At 62.6% G+C, this 15,324-nt stretch carries 12 protein-coding genes; 8 read left to right on the top strand and 4 right to left on the bottom strand.

The genetic code is table 11. From position 1 onward, the window contains the following. Positions 1-33: 33 nt before the first annotated feature. Complete coding sequence (locus tag NKI39_RS28230; protein ID WP_352835951.1) at positions 34-3,033, bottom strand: Rne/Rng family ribonuclease; 3,000 nt, start codon at positions 3,031-3,033, stop codon at positions 34-36. 666 nt (positions 3,034-3,699) lie between these two features. On the opposite strand from NKI39_RS28230, the gene NKI39_RS28225 reads away from it, so the two are divergent. The 7 genes from NKI39_RS28225 (at position 3,700) to NKI39_RS28195 (ending at position 11,160) form a co-directional block, all read left to right on the top strand. After that, positions 3,700-4,962, top strand: a complete 1,263-nt coding sequence (locus NKI39_RS28225; RefSeq protein WP_352835949.1) for an N-acetylmuramoyl-L-alanine amidase — start codon at positions 3,700-3,702, stop codon at positions 4,960-4,962. A 1-nt stretch (position 4,963) separates the two neighbouring features. After that, entirely contained in the window at positions 4,964-5,146 is a 183-nt protein-coding gene (locus NKI39_RS28220; protein WP_352457449.1) for a hypothetical protein, read from the top strand. A 30-nt stretch (positions 5,147-5,176) separates the two neighbouring features. After that, positions 5,177-7,633: a penicillin-binding protein 1A gene (locus NKI39_RS28215; RefSeq protein ID WP_352835946.1), complete on the top strand. Its 2,457-nt coding sequence runs from the start codon at positions 5,177-5,179 to the stop codon at positions 7,631-7,633. A gap of 167 nt (positions 7,634-7,800) precedes the next feature. Beyond that, a protein-coding gene (prfB, locus tag NKI39_RS28210) for a peptide chain release factor 2 (protein WP_352451084.1) occupies positions 7,801-8,932 on the top strand; the annotation gives its coding sequence in 2 pieces (ribosomal slippage) (positions 7,801-7,866 and positions 7,868-8,932; 1,131 coding nt in all). A 473-nt stretch (positions 8,933-9,405) separates the two neighbouring features. Then, positions 9,406-9,792 carry a hypothetical protein gene (locus NKI39_RS28205; protein ID WP_031212810.1) on the top strand — a complete coding sequence of 129 codons (387 nt, stop codon included), beginning with the start codon at positions 9,406-9,408 and terminating at the stop codon, positions 9,790-9,792. A gap of 177 nt (positions 9,793-9,969) precedes the next feature. Further along, positions 9,970-10,338, top strand: a complete 369-nt coding sequence (locus tag NKI39_RS28200; RefSeq protein ID WP_023679923.1) for a GFA family protein — start codon at positions 9,970-9,972, stop codon at positions 10,336-10,338. A 174-nt stretch (positions 10,339-10,512) separates the two neighbouring features. Continuing rightward, a complete protein-coding gene (locus tag NKI39_RS28195) occupies positions 10,513-11,160 on the top strand; it encodes a YiaD family glycine zipper/OmpA-like lipoprotein (RefSeq protein WP_352835943.1) in 648 nt (215 codons plus the stop codon). 90 nt (positions 11,161-11,250) lie between these two features. On the opposite strand, the gene NKI39_RS28190 is transcribed toward NKI39_RS28195, so the two are convergent. Continuing rightward, positions 11,251-11,523 (bottom strand): DUF2798 domain-containing protein, encoded by a 273-nt coding sequence (locus NKI39_RS28190; RefSeq protein WP_352835940.1) that lies wholly within the window; start codon positions 11,521-11,523, stop codon positions 11,251-11,253. A 50-nt stretch (positions 11,524-11,573) separates the two neighbouring features. Beyond that, positions 11,574-12,458 carry an NmrA/HSCARG family protein gene (locus tag NKI39_RS28185; protein WP_352835937.1) on the bottom strand — a complete coding sequence of 295 codons (885 nt, stop codon included), beginning with the start codon at positions 12,456-12,458 and terminating at the stop codon, positions 11,574-11,576. 127 nt (positions 12,459-12,585) lie between these two features. Here NKI39_RS28185 and NKI39_RS28180 point away from each other — a divergent pair, with 127 nt between their 5' ends. After that, positions 12,586-13,479 carry a LysR family transcriptional regulator gene (locus NKI39_RS28180; protein WP_352472770.1) on the top strand — a complete coding sequence of 298 codons (894 nt, stop codon included), beginning with the start codon at positions 12,586-12,588 and terminating at the stop codon, positions 13,477-13,479. Positions 13,480-13,619: 140 nt separating this feature from the next. On the opposite strand, the gene NKI39_RS28175 is transcribed toward NKI39_RS28180, so the two are convergent. Then, positions 13,620-15,215 carry a DEAD/DEAH box helicase gene (locus NKI39_RS28175; protein WP_352766704.1) on the bottom strand — a complete coding sequence of 532 codons (1,596 nt, stop codon included), beginning with the start codon at positions 15,213-15,215 and terminating at the stop codon, positions 13,620-13,622. Positions 15,216-15,324: the final 109 nt, after the last annotated feature.

The following is a 15,324-nucleotide window of genomic DNA, read 5'->3' as shown; positions in this document are numbered from 1 at the left end:
TTTTCAGAAAGTCTGGCTAATGCGCGGAAAAGCTTAGAAAAAGCCCTTCCGTTGCCACCAGCCGGCACGCTTCGGCTTGTCCTCGGTCTTTGCTTCCTCGGTCTTTGCCTCGTCGGCCTTTGCCTCGTCCGGGACGATCGAGGAGACGACCGGCACGACCGGAGCATCCACCGGTACGGGCTTGCGCCGCGACGGCCGGACCTTCGGCGTTTCCTCGGCAGCCGCCACTTCGGTCTCCTGCGGCACCGGCGCGGGGGTCTCGCCGGAAGCCACGGAGGCGGCCTCGGCAGCCGATGTCTCGGCGCCCGCAATCTCGGCAACTGCTTCCGCCGCAACCTTCTTCGGCTTGGCGGCGCGGCGCGGCTTCTTCGGCTTTTCGGCGCTCGGCATGTCGTCGTTCGCCGGAGCACGCACCGCAAGCTCTTCGGCCGGCGGCGCGCCTTCCGGCTCGCCGGTCACGGGCTCTGCTTCCGACACCGCACCTTCCGTCATGGCGGCCGGCTCGCCGGCGCTGGCTTCGATCTCGCCTTCGCCCTCTTCGCGGCGATTGCGCTTGCCGCCGCGCTTGCCGCGCCGGCGCTTCTTGCCGTGACCGTCGTCCGCCGCTTCCGCCGTTTCGGCAACACCGGCCGGCGCTTCACGTTCCGCTTCGGCGCCTTGGTCGCCCGCGGCTACGAAGGCGTCGTCCGTCGGCGCCGAAACGGAAGCACCTTCCACAGCAGCGCCATGTTCGCGGTCCGCGTGTTCACGATCCCCGTGTTCACGATCCCCGTGTTCACGATCCTTGCCGCCGCGCCGTCTGCGGCGCTTGCGGCGCTTGCGATCGCGGCCTTCGCCGTCCTCGCCGGACCTTGGCTGCTGCGGCTGCTGGGCAGGGCGTGGCTGCTCGGCCTGCACCGGTTCCTCGTCTTCCTCTTCGATGACGATCTCGTCCTCGGGTTCTTCCGGCTCGACATAGGCCGGGAACGTGCGCGCCTCGACAAAGCCTTCCGGCTTTTCGGCCAGCGCGCCGCGGAAGATGGCATAGTGTTGTGCACCGACCGCGTCATCGGCTTCGATGGTGATGGTCACGCCGAAGCGATGCTCGAATTCCACCAGCGTGCCGCGCTTGTGATTGAGCACATAGAGCGCGGTCGCCGCCGGCGTCCGCACCGTGATGTGGCTGCGCGAATCCTTGAGCAGGAATTCCTCGATTGCCCGCACCACCATCAGCGCGACCGACGAATCGGAGCGCACATGGCCGGTGCCGCCGCAATGCGGGCAAGGCTTCATGGTCGATTCCAGCACGCTGGCGCGGATGCGCTGGCGCGACATCTCCATCAGGCCGAAATGCGAGATGCGGCCGACCTGGATGCGGGCACGATCGTTCTTGAGGTGATCCTTCAGCCGCTTCTCGACGGAGCGGTTGTTGCGGTTCTCCTCCATATCGATGAAGTCGATGACGATGAGGCCGGCGAGATCGCGCAGCCTCAATTGCCGGGCGACTTCCTCGGCGGCTTCCAGATTGGTGTGAAGTGCGGTGTCCTCGATCGAGTGCTCCTTGGTGGAACGGCCCGAATTGACGTCGATGGCGACCAGCGCTTCCGTCTGGTTGATGATGATGTAGCCGCCGCTCTTCAGCGTCACCTGCGGCTGCAGCATGCGGTCGAGCTGCGCTTCGATGCCGTTGCGCACAAAGATCGGCGTCGTGTCGCGGAACGGCTGAACCACCTTGGCGTGGCTCGGCATCAGCATGCGCATGAAGTCCTTGGCCTCGCGGTAGCCTTCTTCGCCGGAAACCAGGATCTCGTCGATATCCTTGTTGTAAAGGTCGCGCACCGAGCGCTTGATCAGGCTGCCTTCCTCGTAAACCAGGGCAGGGGCCGTGGATTGCAGCGTCAGATTGCGGACGTTTTCCCAAAGCCGCATCAAATATTCGTAGTCGCGCTTGATCTCTGCCTTGGTGCGGCTTTCGCCTGCCGTACGCAGGATGACACCCATGCCTTGCGGCACTTCGAGATCGGCGACCACTTCCTTCAGCCGCTTGCGGTCCTGCGCATTGGTGATCTTGCGCGAAATACCGCCGCCGCGGGCCGTGTTCGGCATCAGCACCGAATAGCGGCCGGCCAACGACAGGTAGGTGGTCAGCGCTGCACCCTTGTTGCCGCGCTCTTCCTTGACGACCTGCACCAGCAGGATCTGCCGGCGCTTGATCACCTCCTGGATCTTGTACTGGCGACGGACCGGCTTGCGGCGGTTGCGCACTTCTTCCAGCGCGTCCTCGGCGCCGACCGATTCGACCTCGTGATCGTCCGGATGCGAGGATTGCACCTCTTCCAGCATGCCGCGATCATTGTCTTCGGAGGTTGCTTCGCCGCTTGTCTCGGCCCCGCTTGTCTCGGGCCCGCTTACCTCGACTTGTGGGACGGCTTCCGAGATTACGTCGGCATCGACGTTGGCAGCGATGGAACTCGAACCGCCTTCGGACGGCTCGGTCTCACCGCGATCGGCGGCTTCATCGCTCTGCCCGGCGGCACCCTCGCTCTGTCCGGCAATGTCGGACATGGTGTTGTCGTCAACGGCATCCAGCTTTTCTGCGACGGCATCTTCGCCGTTCTCGCCATTCTCGCCGTCAGCCGCGCCTGCCTCGCGCCTGTGCTCGCCGCGGTCGCGGCTTTTGCCGCCGCGCCGGCGTCCGCGCTTGCCACGGTCGCGGCTCTGGCGGTCCTCGCCTTCGGCGGCTTCCTCGTCCTCTTCGTCCTGGGCTTCCTGTGCTTCCGCACGCAGCAGCGCCTGACGGTCGGCGACCGGAATCTGGTAGTAGTCGGGGTGTATTTCACTGAAGGCGAGGAAACCGTGACGGTTGCCGCCATATTCGACAAAGGCTGCCTGAAGAGAAGGTTCGACGCGCGTTACGCGGGCGAGATAGATGTTTCCTTTGAGCTGCTTCTTGTCCTGGGATTCAAAGTCGAATTCTTCAATACGGTTACCGCGAACGACGACAACGCGTGTTTCCTCCGGGTGGGAGGCGTCTATCAGCATTTTGTTGGGCATTATTTCGTTTCCTCCCGGCAGCCGTCGGCCGCAGCTTGCGAGGCAATGCCCGCTGCCGTGGACCTGGAACATGGGTGCCGGACAATTGAACGTCCGCCGGCCGCTGCCTGAGCGCCATGGCGGTGCCGCCCGCAGCCGTAGTGGCGCGGTTTGTTGCGGACCTTTCCATGATTGCGCTTGAAGCCATCGTCACCAGCAGAACCTTTTGAACCAAAGCCCGGAAAAAACCGGACCAGCTTGTTTGCTCATACAGAGCCGGCACGGGACAATCCCGGCCGTTTTGCTCACGCAGGCGATTCCCCCGCCACGGGAGCACGCCTGCGAAAATCGTCGCGATCACCGATGCCTTCTTCGCCTGAAGCGAAAGGAGCCGTCTTGCGTCTGACCTGTAGCAGGAAGCTGCGGAGGAGGACGGTTCCAGGATTGCAGTGATCCACCATCGCTTTTATGATTTGGCGGGTTGGAAGGCAACCCCGATTCCCGATGCCGGCAAAAAGCCGTTCCGCAGCGGAAGCCCAGGTTCCAAGCCTTCCATGAAAAGGCTTGGTTAACCTTCTCTGGATACCAATCGTTAATCGAGTTCGCGGCCTGCCAGCACTTTGACAAGCAATAGGGCACTTCGACAAGCGATCGGGCATGACGCCAACGGGAGCGATTGGTAGAAAGATGGGACTGGCAGGCTTCGCAGACAAGGGCCGTCATCATGGAGGCTGGTTGTTCCGCACCGCCTGCCTGCTGTCGCTGATCCTGGCTTGCCTGGTCTTTTCGCCGCTTTCGCGTGCTGCCGACGTACCGCTCGGCGCCACAAGCTACAAGATGGCCGGCGATGCCACCAAGATGCGCATCGTCATCAATTTCGACCGCGAACCCGACATCAAATGGTTCCTGCTGCGCGGCCCCAATCGCCTGGTCATCGATCTGCCGGCCACCAGATTTGCCCTCAATGCCAGGGATGTAAAGCCGCGCGGCCTTGTCCGCACGGTGCGTTACGGCGAGCTCGGCGAGGGGAAATCGCGGCTGATTCTCACCGGCAAGGGACCGTTCGCCGTCGACAATCTCGACGTGCTCAAGAACGGTGACGGCAACGGCTACCGGATCGCCATCGACATGTCGGCGGCCTCGCAGCGGGAATTCGACGCAGCGCTCGCCAATCAGGCGCTGACCACCGGTTCGACGGTCTCCGCCGACAAGGCCGGCAGGGTCGGTACCGGGCCGGTCTCCAATCCGGGCCATCGTTTCACCGTCGTCGTCGATCCCGGCCATGGCGGCATCGACGGCGGTGCCGAGGGCCTGAACGGTACGGTCGAAAAGAACGTGACGCTCGCCTTTGCCATGGAACTGCGCGACAAGCTCGCCGCCAGCGGCAAATACGACGTGTTCCTGACGCGCGAAACGGACGAGTTCCTGCGGCTCGACGACCGCGTGCGCATTGCCCGACAGCATGAGGCCGACCTGCTCATCTCGATCCATGCGGACACGATCAGCCTCAAGGGCATTCGCGGCGCAACCGTCTACACCGTGTCCGACAAGGCTTCCGATCCCGAGGCGCAGGCGCTTGCCGACCGTGAAAATCTTTCCGACCAGTTCGCCGGCATGGAGATCAAGGACGACAGCAAGGAAGTGACCGATATCCTGATCGACCTGATCCGCCGCGAGACGCATAATTTTTCGATGAGCTTCGCCCATACTCTCGTCGGCCAGCTTTCCACCAGCGTCGGTCTGATCAACAACCCGCAGCGTTCTGCCGGCTTCAAGGTGCTGAAGGCGCCGGACGTTCCATCCGTGCTGGTCGAACTCGGCTATCTGTCGAACGCCAAGGACGAAGCGCAGTTGCTCAGCGCCGATTGGCGCAACAAGGCGACCCAGAGCATAACCAACGCCGTTGCCCTGTTTGCTTCGGCCAAGAGCGGAACGGGGGCCGGAGGCTGAAATGTCCGCCGGCGCCCACAACCTGAAGCAGCGTTGCACGGCGACAACACCCTGTGCTTTTATTTCCGGCATTCGAAACCGAAATCCCGCGCTGCCGTATTTTGCCCACATGGTCGCGACATGGATTTTGCGATTACGGTTTGGGATCGTCCCGAAAGCTTGCGTGAAGGGCGGCTTCGTTTAGGAAATTCCCGAACCAAGGACTGGAGCGGGTATGATTCGTCTCATTGGCTATTTCTTCGGCATCGGCACGACGCTGGCCCTTTTGGTCGCGGCGGGCGTGGCGATCTATATCGGCCATTTGTCGAAGGACCTGCCCGATTACGAGGTGCTGGCCAAATACGAGCCGCCGGTGACGACCCGCATCCACGCGTCGGATGGCGCGCTGATGGCCGAATATGCGCGTGAGCGGCGGCTTTATCTGCCGATTCAGGCGATCCCGGATCGTGTCAAGGCGGCCTTCCTGTCGGCCGAGGACAAGAATTTTTACAATCACCCCGGCATCGACGTGACCGGCCTTGGCCGGGCCATTGTCGTCAACCTGCAGAATGTTGGTTCGGGAAAGCGCCAGGTCGGCGCCTCGACGATTACCCAGCAGGTGGCGAAGAACTTCCTGTTGTCTTCAGACCAGACCTACGAGCGCAAGATCAAGGAGATGATCCTCGCCTTCCGCATCGAGCAGGCCTACTCGAAGGATCGCATTCTCGAGCTCTATCTCAACGAGATTTTCTTCGGCTTCGGCGCCTATGGCGTCGCCGGTGCTGCACTCACCTATTTCGACAAATCGGTGAACGAGCTCACCGTGGCCGAAGCCGCCTATCTCGCCTCCCTGCCGAAGGGGCCGAACAACTACCATCCCTTCAAGCATGCCGATCGCGCCTTGGAGCGCCGCAACTGGGTGATCGACCAGATGGTCGAGAACGGCTACGTCACGCATGAAGAAGGCGAGAAGGCCAAGGCCGAGCCGCTCGGCGTCACGCCGCGCCGCACCGGCAACTATCTCTTCGCCGGGGAGTATTTCACCGAGGAAGTGCGTCGCCAGATCATCGCGCGCTACGGCGAGAATGCGCTCTACGAAGGCGGCCTTTCCGTCCGCACGACGCTCGATCCGAAGATGCAGCTGATTGCCCGCAAGGCCATGCAGAACGGACTTATGAAGTTCGACACGCTGCGCGGCTACCGCGGGCCGGTCACGAGCATCGACGTTGCCGGCGACTGGGGTGTGCCGCTGGGCAACGTCAAGCGGTTGGAGGACGTGCCGGAATGGTCGCTCGCCGTCGTGCTCGACAGCTCGGCCACCGGCCTGTCCATCGGCCTGCAGCCGACGCGCCAGATCTCCGGCGAAATCGTCAAGGACCGCGTCGAAGGCACCGTCAGCAAGGAAGACATGAGCTTCGCCATGCGCCACGTCGTCGACGGCAGGACCGTCAAGGCGAAGTCGCCCGCCGACGTGCTGAAGCCGGGCGACGTGATTTTCGTGCAGAAGAACGACGGCTCGGACAACAGCTACAGCTTGCGCCAGGTTCCCGAAGTGGAAGGCGGCCTGATCGCCATGGACCCGCATACCGGACGCGTCCTGGCCATGGTCGGCGGTTTCTCCTACGCGCAGTCGGAGTTCAACCGGGCGACGCAGGCCATGCGCCAGCCGGGGTCGTCGTTCAAGCCGATCGTCTATTCGGCCGCCCTCGACAATGGCTATACGCCCGCCTCCGTGATCATGGACGGGCCGATCACCATCCAGAGCGGTAACACGACCTGGACGCCCAAGAACTACGACGGAACGGTGGCCGGCCCGGCGACCTTGCGGTCCGGCATCGAGAAATCGCGCAACCTGATGACGGTGCGGCTTGCCAACGACATGGGCATGAAGCTGGTCGTGGAATATGCCGAGCGTTTCGGTGTCTACGACCACCTGGCGCCGTATCTGCCGATGGCACTGGGATCCGGCGAGACGACGGTGATGCGCATGGTGTCGGCCTATTCGATCATGGCCAATGGCGGCAAGTCGATCAAGCCGTCGCTGATCGACCGCATCCAGGACCGCTACGGCAAGACCGTCTTCAGGCAGGACGAACGCGGCTGCTCGAACTGCAACGCCGCCGAGTGGCAGAACCAGCCAGAGCCGGAGCTGGTCGACAACTCCGAGCAGGTGCTCGATCCGATGACCGCCTACCAGATCACATCGATGATGGAGGGCGTCGTGCAACGCGGCACCGGCGCCACCATCAACGAGCTCGGCCGTCACATCGCCGGCAAGACCGGAACGACCAACGACGAAAAGGATGCCTGGTTCATCGGCTATACGCCGAACCTCGTTGTCGGCCTTTATATGGGCTACGATCAGCCGAAAGGCCTTGGCAAGGGCGCGACCGGCGGCGGCCTTGCCGCGCCGATCTTCAAGGATTTCATGCGCGTGGCACTGGACGGCACGCCCAATGTCGACTTCAAGGTTCCGGACGGCATGAAGCTGATTGCGATCAATCGCAAGACCGGCATGCGAGCCAACGCGGGTGACGCCGGAACCATCATCGAAGCCTTCAAGCCGGGTACCGGTCCCGCCGACAGCTACTGGGTGATCGGCATGGGTGCGGACGGCTCCAACGCCACCGGCGGGGCGCTGTCGCCGCAGGCCAACCAGGCCATCCAGTCGGGCGGCGGCGGGCTCTACTGACAATCGCTACATCGGGTCGGGCCGGCTTGACGATGATGGTCGAGCCGGTCCATTCCGCTTTACAGGGGCCGGTACATTACAGGGGCCGGCGCTTTACAGGAGACCGTGCCGTCCCTATGTATCGCGCCACCAAACCGCCATCCAGCAACAGGACAGAACAGCCAGCCATGCGCGCGGAAACGCAAAACATTGTCGACGAGATCAGGCAGGCAATCACCCTGCTGAGGAGGCATCTTTGACTGGGACCAAGCCATAAAGCGGCTTGAGTACCTGAACGTCCGTGCCGAGGATTCGAGCCTCTGGAACGAGCCGCTGGAAGCACAAAAGCTGATGCGCGAGCGTCAGGGCCTCGAGGAAGGCATTGCCGCGGTCAAAGGCCTCACCCAGGCCCTGGAAGACAATATCGGCCTGATCGAACTTGGCGAGGAAGAGGGCGACGAGGGCGTCATCGCGGAGGCCGAAGCGGCGATCCGCTCGATGCGCGGCGAGGCCAAGGCGCGCCAGATCGAAACGCTGCTGTCGGGCGAGGCTGACGCCAACGATAGCTATCTGGAAGTCCATGCCGGCGCCGGCGGCACCGAAAGCCAGGACTGGGCCTCGATGCTTCTGCGCATGTATACGCGCTGGGCCGAGCGCCGGCGCTTCAAGGTCGAGGTGCTTGAAGTGCATGACGGCGAAGAAGCCGGCATCAAGTCCGCCACGCTGCTGATCAAGGGCCACAACGCCTATGGCTGGCTGAAGACGGAATCGGGCGTGCATCGTCTCGTGCGGATTTCGCCCTATGACAGCAATGCGCGCCGCCACACCTCCTTCGCCAGCGTCTGGGTCTATCCCGTCATCGACGATACGATCGACATCGACGTTTCCGAATCCGACGTCCGTATCGACACCTATCGGTCGTCGGGATCGGGCGGCCAGCACGTCAACACCACCGATTCGGCGGTGCGCATAACCCATCTCGCCACCGGCATCGCGGTTGCCTGCCAGGCCGAGCGCTCCCAGCACAAGAACAAGGCCAAGGCCTGGGAAATGCTGCGCTCGCGGCTTTACGAGGAAGAGCTGAAGAAGCGCGAAGCGGTGGCGAACGCCACCGAAGCGTCGAAGAGCGATATTGGCTGGGGCCACCAGATACGGTCCTACGTGCTGCAGCCCTATCAGCTGGTGAAAGATCTGCGCACCGGTGTCGAGAGCACCAGCCCGTCGAGCGTGCTCGACGGCGACCTCGACGATTTCATGGAAGCCTCGCTGTCGCAGCGGATCGAAGGTGGCGCCGGCGAAACGGTGGCCGATATCGACTGAGGCCGCCGGGCACCAATCCGGCAGGAATGTGGGTTCATCACGCGAGAGTTACGGCCATCGCGCGAGAGTGACGAGCTCTCAATTTGCACTTACCTGTCGTTCTACAACTTTGTTTTTCATCGGATTTTTCAAAAATCGATTTCCGCTTTTGACTCGGATGCCGCGGGCCGCCGGTGCCAAGCCTGGAACCAGCGCGAGCCAAATCCCGTTATTGGCGATCCCGCTGCCGGGGTTGACCAGGTTTCGTCAATCAGGACGGCAGGTTGGTTCCGGCTGCAGAGGTCGGCGTTCGGTTGCGACAGCAATTGCTTGCGCCGACCAAGGAATCAGCCCAGCATTCATGCGCTGGGGAGGAAAAAAGCATTTATGGCCGGACGCGGCGTATCTGCGACCTGACGATCCGGCCACTGGGAAGACACGTTCCGGGAACGGGCAAGCGAAATGCTTGACAACCGTTGATAGGAACTGCGCTCATGCCTGCTCTCACAACCAGACCGGCCCCAGTCGCCCGCACGGCGCGCCGACTCCTGAATTCACTTGTCGCGGCAGTGGTTTTGATAGCTGCCGCCATTCCATTTGCGGCGCCTGCTCTGGCGCATGATGCCAAGCCGACCGCGGCCATGCCGCAAGGCTGGAGCTATCCCTTCTCCTGCTGCTCGGGCTATGATTGCCGCGAGGTCTCTCAGACATCGATCAGCGAACGTCCCGAGGGCTATGTCATCAAAGGAACCGGGGAAGTCGTGGCCTATAGCGACAAGCGGATCAAGAATTCGCCCGACGGCGAATATCATTGGTGCTCCGTTGCCGGTGCCAATGACGGAAAGACCATCTGCCTGTTCGTGCCGCCATCGTCCTACTAGCGCATGACGCCCAAAAGCTTGCCCACGGGCTGACCCGAGCGTGTGCAGCGGTTTTGGATCGATGGGCCTTCGATCTGTGCATCGCAGGCTCACAAGCCTGCTGACCGGCAGTTGTCAGGAGCGTTTCTTTATGCTGCCTTTGCCGTACGGGGCGGCGGCATTGTGAGGGACCAATTCATGACCATCAAGGCAAGCTGCCACTGCAAGGCGACGACGTTCGAGGTCTCGCAAGCGCCGCAGACAGTGACGCGATGCACCTGTTCCTTCTGTTCGAAACGCGGTTCGTTGTGGGCCTATTACACCCCATCGCAATTCAGGCTCACCAGCCCGCCGGAGAATGTTTCGTTCTACCAGTGGGGATCGAAAACCATAAAACACGGCTTTTGCGCCACCTGCGGCTGTGGCACCTTCACCGAGACGCCGGACTGGTCGACAGGCGAGCCGAATTTCGACAATCCGAAGATCAGCGTGAACTCGCGGCTGTTCGACGATTTCGATCTCGACAAGGTCGAAGTGGTGGTCATCGACGGCAAGAATCTCTGGTAGCCGGTCGAATTGCGGTGGTCGCGCGAGCCGCTGCAGGCGTGTGGAATTGAGCCGGGGAAAGCCGCGGCAGCGGCTTTTGCTGGTCCGCTTTTCGCCGCATTTCATGTTACAAGTCGCTGGAAGGGCTGATGCGGTGCGCCGTTGCGCGGCCGTGGAATGGAGAGGGACCACCATATGAACAAGATTGTGCTCGCCGTCGTGGCGACGGCTGTGCTCGTGAGCGCATGCACCACCGATCCCTACACCGGGGAACAGAAGGTTTCCAACACCGCTGCCGGCGCCGGTCTCGGTGCTTTGGCGGGTGCCGGGCTCGGCATGCTTGCCGGCGGTAACGACCGCCGCAACGCGCTGATCGGCGCGGGCATCGGCGCGCTTGCCGGCGGTGCCATCGGTGCCACCATGGACCAGAACGAGGCCGAACTGCGCCGACAGCTTCAGGGCACAGGCGTCAGCGTCACCCGCACCGGCGATCAGATCATCCTCAATATGCCGTCCGACATCACCTTCAACGTCGACCAGGACGCGGTGAAGGCCGGTTTCTATCCGGTGCTGAATTCGGTGGCCCTTGTGCTGAAAAAGTTCCGCCAGACCACCGTCGACGTGTTCGGCCACACCGACTCGACCGGCAGCGACGAGCACAATTTCGACCTGTCGCAGCGCCGTGCTTTGGCGGTCGCCAACTATCTGTCCGGACAGGGCGTCGATTCCCGCCGCTTCGCCGTCACCGGCTTCGGCAAGACACGTCCGATCGCCTCCAACGCGACCGCTGCCGGCCGGGCTCAGAACCGCCGCGTCGAGATCCAGCTGTCGCCGCTTACCTGAGGCAAGCGCACGAACCGGCCGCGGCCCCGCAAGGGGCCGCTCTAATGGCTATGTCGGCCCTCCGTCCGCCGGCATCCTTCGTTCGTGATGTCAGGACCGGGCCGGCTGATCGACAGTCGCGGCAACGATCCGGCGCACGATCGGAAGCACAATCAGCAGACTGGGAAACGCGACAAGCCATGAAGCGCCCCATGCATAGCTCCAGGCCGCTATGAACCCGTTCGTCCAGCCTGCGCCGATTGCCGTCGAAACCGCCGAGACAATCGAGGACATCAGAATCGAAAGAACCAACGGCATCACCACCGCGCCGTAGGAGGGCGGCAGCTTTCTCAATTTGAAGGCTCGGTCCGGTGATGCTTGCATCGAAATCTTCCTAATCAAAAAAATTTGCGTAGGCGTTATTGTGAGGACGATCAGGCGGCATATGCCGTCTGCAGCGCCAATTCCTGAATGAAGCTTCGCAGCGAACGCGGCTCGCGGCCAAGCACGGCACGCAACGTCAGGCTGTTTCCGCCGAGGCCGTATTTGGCGTAGTGGCTGTGTACTTTGGCCAGCATCTGCAACTGCCGGTCGGTATAGGGAAGGCGGGCCTTCGCCGCCCAGTCCTGAAATGTCGGCTCGCCCGCCGAAACCGGCCGGCCAAGCGCTTCGCTCATCATGGCGACGACCTCTTCGCGGCTGTGCATACCGTCGGCGCACAGCTCGAGGGTCGCATAGGACAAGCGCGCTTCGGTCAGTGCGATTGCCGCCACTTCAGCCACATCGCGATAGTCGACGCGGGCGAGCTTCGCCGTCCTTGGAAACGGCTCGGCGAAAACGCCGTGCTCGACGACGGACGGCCAGGCCGGCGCGATATTTTGCATGAAATTGGCCGGGTGCAGAATGGTGTACTCCATGTTCGTCGAATAGAGGGCAGCTTCAACGGGTACCTTGCTTGCATGGTTTTCCAGCCTCGTATTGGTCGGCTGGATCACCGACGAAAAGACGAACTTTCGAACGCCTGCTCGCGCCGCCGCCTCAACCATGGCAACCCCCATGGCGGCTTCGTCGGGAGCAAAGGCCGGTCCGATGTGAAAGACACCGTCGACACCTTTCACGGCCTGCTCAAGGCTCCGATGGTTGCGCAGATCTCCGATCGCGATCTCGGATGCGCCGCCTTTCCGGGCTTTTTCGGCACTCGCGGCGTCACGAACAAGCGCTCGAACCCTGGCATTGCGGCGGACGAGTTCAGGCACCACCAAACCGGCAACGCGGCCTGCGGCGCCTACGACCAGGACCGTTGGACTGGGTGTTCGCATGACGATCTCCTTCCTTTGAGTCTGCCTTTCGGCCTGTGCAGGGAAGATAAAATCTAGCGAACTTCGTTACAATTGATCGATTTTGCGATAGGTTCTCCCGATTTTCGGTAGAAAGGAGCGATGAGCGATGAGCCGGATAGATGATTTCGAAGCCTTCATTGCCATTGTCGAGCATGGCAGTCTGACGGCTGCCGCACGCCGGCTGAACCGCTCACTGCAGTCGGTCAGCCGGTCCCTGGCGACATTGGAGGAATCAATCGGGGTCGAGCTTCTGCACAGGACGACACGCCGCTCGACGCCGAGCGAAGCCGGAGCGGCCTTTTTCCAGCGCATCAAACCCGCCGTCGAGGAAATTAACGAAGCCAGGCTTCAGGCGGCCAATCGACGGTCGGAGCCATGGGGCATCCTGCGTGTCAGTGCCCCGGTTCTGTTCGGCCCGGACTTCCTCGTGCCGGTCATCGCCGATTATATGCGGACATATCCCCGGGTCGAGGTTGACCTCCAGCTTTCCGATGAATTTGTCGATCTCGATGCCGAGCGCCTCGATTTGGCTGTCCGAATCGGCAATTTGCCGGATTCCAATTTACGTGCGAAGCGCCTGGGCGCGCTGCGGCGCGTGGTGTTCGGCGCACCTGCCTACTTCCAGCAACACGGCCGACCGGCCCATCCGCTCGAATTGCGTGAGCATCAATGCATCGTACGAACCGTCGACGGCCGCCCAGGCGAATGGATGTTTCAGATTGAAGGCAAGCCCCGGCCGGTGAAGGTCGCGGGTACCTTCCGGTCGAATTTGATGATATCGATCTATGCGGCCGCGGTTCACGGATTGGGTCTGGGCTACTCGCCGCTTTGGCAGGTAAAGCACCTGGTGGACGATGGCCGCCTGGAACTGGTTCTAACCGAATTCGAGCCGGTGCCGGTGCCGATACACGCCGTGTGGCCGGAAGGCAGGTCGTCCTCAGCCAAAGTTCGCGCTTTTCTGGACCTGCTGGCATCCCGCCTGGAGCTCAGGGATCTTTAGCTATATAGCGAGCCTAGCGGCATACGGATCGCCGGCAGCACCAAAATCGACCGCCTCGCAGCAACGCCACAAGATTACCGAGAGCAGTACTTCTCAAAAGAGGGTGCTTCGCGCGTCGGCGGGGCCGCGCGCGAGCCGTGTCAGACCTTGGCGACGATCCGCATGAAGGCCGGCATGTCGTCGCCGAAGCCGACGGTCGCGTCATTGTCTTCCTGGCGCTGGCGGGCAGGGCGCTCGCGCTGCGGCCTGGTGTCGCCCCGTTCCGGCGCGCGCCGTTCGTTGCGATCGGGCGAAGCCTTGCGTTCAGGTGAAGCCTGGCGCTCGCTGTTTTCCGAGCGGATCGCCTCTTTGCGGGTACGCCGCTCGTCGATGTCGGCGATGGTGGCTTCGGCCACGACCGGCTGTTCCTCGCTAACTGCTTCCGGCGCTGCTTCTTCGCTGCGCCTGGCGTGGCGTTCACGCGGTTTGCGCTCGCCCCTGTCCTTGGCGTCGTCCTTGCGGCCGGCACGGCGTGGCGCACCGCGGCCACGGCGCGGGGCCTCATCCTCGCCGCCTTCGCTGGCAACGACCGTCGACAAATCGCCGTCATGCCACTCGATCTTCGTGCCGATCAGCCGCTCGATGGCGTCGATGTATTTGGTGTCCGACTTGGTCGCGATGGTGAAGGATTTGCCCGAGCGCCCGGCGCGGCCGGTACGGCCGATGCGGTGGACGTAATCCTCCGCGTGGATCGGCACGTCGTAATTGAAGACATGGCTGACATCGGGAATGTCGAGGCCGCGCGCCGCGACATCCGAAGCAACGAGGTAGCGCAGCTTGCCGTCACGGAAATTGGCCAGCATCTGCATGCGCGCGCGCTGGTCCATGTCGCCGTGCAGGGCGCCGGCGTCGAAATCATATTTCAGCAGCGAGCGGAACAGCTCCGATACCTCGATCTTGCGGTTGCAGAAGATGATGGCGTTCTTCAGCTCGGCATCCTCGGCTTTCATCAGATTGCGCAGCGTCTCGCGCTTGTCCCAGGGTTTCGGGCCGGATTTCACCAGCCGCTGGGTGATGTTGGTGGCGGCCGATGCTGCCTTCGACACTTCGACGCGCACCGGTGCGTGCAGGAATTTCTCGGTGAGCTTGGTGATTTCCGGCGGCATCGTCGCCGAGAAGAACAGCGTCTGCCTGGTGAACGGGATCATCTCGCAGATACGCTCGATGTCGGGGATAAAGCCCATGTCGAGCATGCGGTCGGCCTCGTCGATGACGAGGATCTCGACGCCGTTGAGCAGGAGCTTGCCGCGCTCGCGATGGTCGAGCAGGCGGCCGGGGGTCGCGATCAGCACATCGGCGCCGCGCTCGAGCTTCTTGTCCTGCTCGTCGAAGGACACGCCGCCGATCAGCAGTGCGATATTGAGCTTGTGGTTCTTGCCGTATTTGACGAAGTTTTCCTCGACCTGCGCGGCGAGCTCGCGCGTCGGCTCGAGGATCAGCGTGCGCGGCATGCGCGCGCGGGCGCGGCCCTTTTCCAGCCGGGTAAGCATCGGCAGGACGAAGGACGCCGTCTTGCCGGTGCCGGTCTGGGCAATGCCCAGCACGTCCTTGCCGAGCAAGGCGTGCGGGATAGCACCAGCCTGGATCGGCGTCGGCTCGGTGTAGCCGGCATCGGTAACTGCGGAAAGGACCTTCGGCGACAGGCCGAGGTCTGCGAAGGTCAACGCTTCTTGAGCGATCTGGGTGTCTGAGGACAAGTTTGGCTGTCTTTGGCTGGTTCGGGGGCGCAACATATGCAGTCGCGGCAAGCGCCGCGCGCCTGCAAGATTGGTATTGCAGGTAGGCGCAAGCCCACGATTTGTCAAC

Source organism: Mesorhizobium sp. M0664, from assembly GCF_040320565.1.
GTDB lineage: Bacteria > Pseudomonadota > Alphaproteobacteria > Rhizobiales > Rhizobiaceae > Mesorhizobium.
Note: the sequence above shows the minus strand (reverse complement) of the source record. Positions and strands in the feature narration are given on the sequence as shown.

Bases quoted from the DNA above. Each gene is read 5' to 3' on its own strand.
- NKI39_RS28185 (WP_352835937.1), bottom strand. From the start codon at position 12,458: ATGCGAACACCCAGTCCAACGGTCCTGGTCGTAGGCGCCGCAGGCCGC.
- NKI39_RS28180 (WP_352472770.1), top strand. From the start codon at position 12,586: ATGAGCCGGATAGATGATTTCGAAGCCTTCATTGCCATTGTCGAGCAT.
- NKI39_RS28200 (WP_023679923.1), top strand. From the start codon at position 9,970: ATGACCATCAAGGCAAGCTGCCACTGCAAGGCGACGACGTTCGAGGTC.
- NKI39_RS28220 (WP_352457449.1), top strand. From the start codon at position 4,964: ATGTCCGCCGGCGCCCACAACCTGAAGCAGCGTTGCACGGCGACAACA.
- NKI39_RS28215 (WP_352835946.1), top strand. From the start codon at position 5,177: ATGATTCGTCTCATTGGCTATTTCTTCGGCATCGGCACGACGCTGGCC.
- NKI39_RS28225 (WP_352835949.1), top strand. From the start codon at position 3,700: ATGGGACTGGCAGGCTTCGCAGACAAGGGCCGTCATCATGGAGGCTGG.
- NKI39_RS28195 (WP_352835943.1), top strand. From the start codon at position 10,513: ATGAACAAGATTGTGCTCGCCGTCGTGGCGACGGCTGTGCTCGTGAGC.
- NKI39_RS28205 (WP_031212810.1), top strand. From the start codon at position 9,406: ATGCCTGCTCTCACAACCAGACCGGCCCCAGTCGCCCGCACGGCGCGC.
- NKI39_RS28230 (WP_352835951.1), bottom strand. From the start codon at position 3,033: ATGCCCAACAAAATGCTGATAGACGCCTCCCACCCGGAGGAAACACGC.
- NKI39_RS28190 (WP_352835940.1), bottom strand. From the start codon at position 11,523: ATGCAAGCATCACCGGACCGAGCCTTCAAATTGAGAAAGCTGCCGCCC.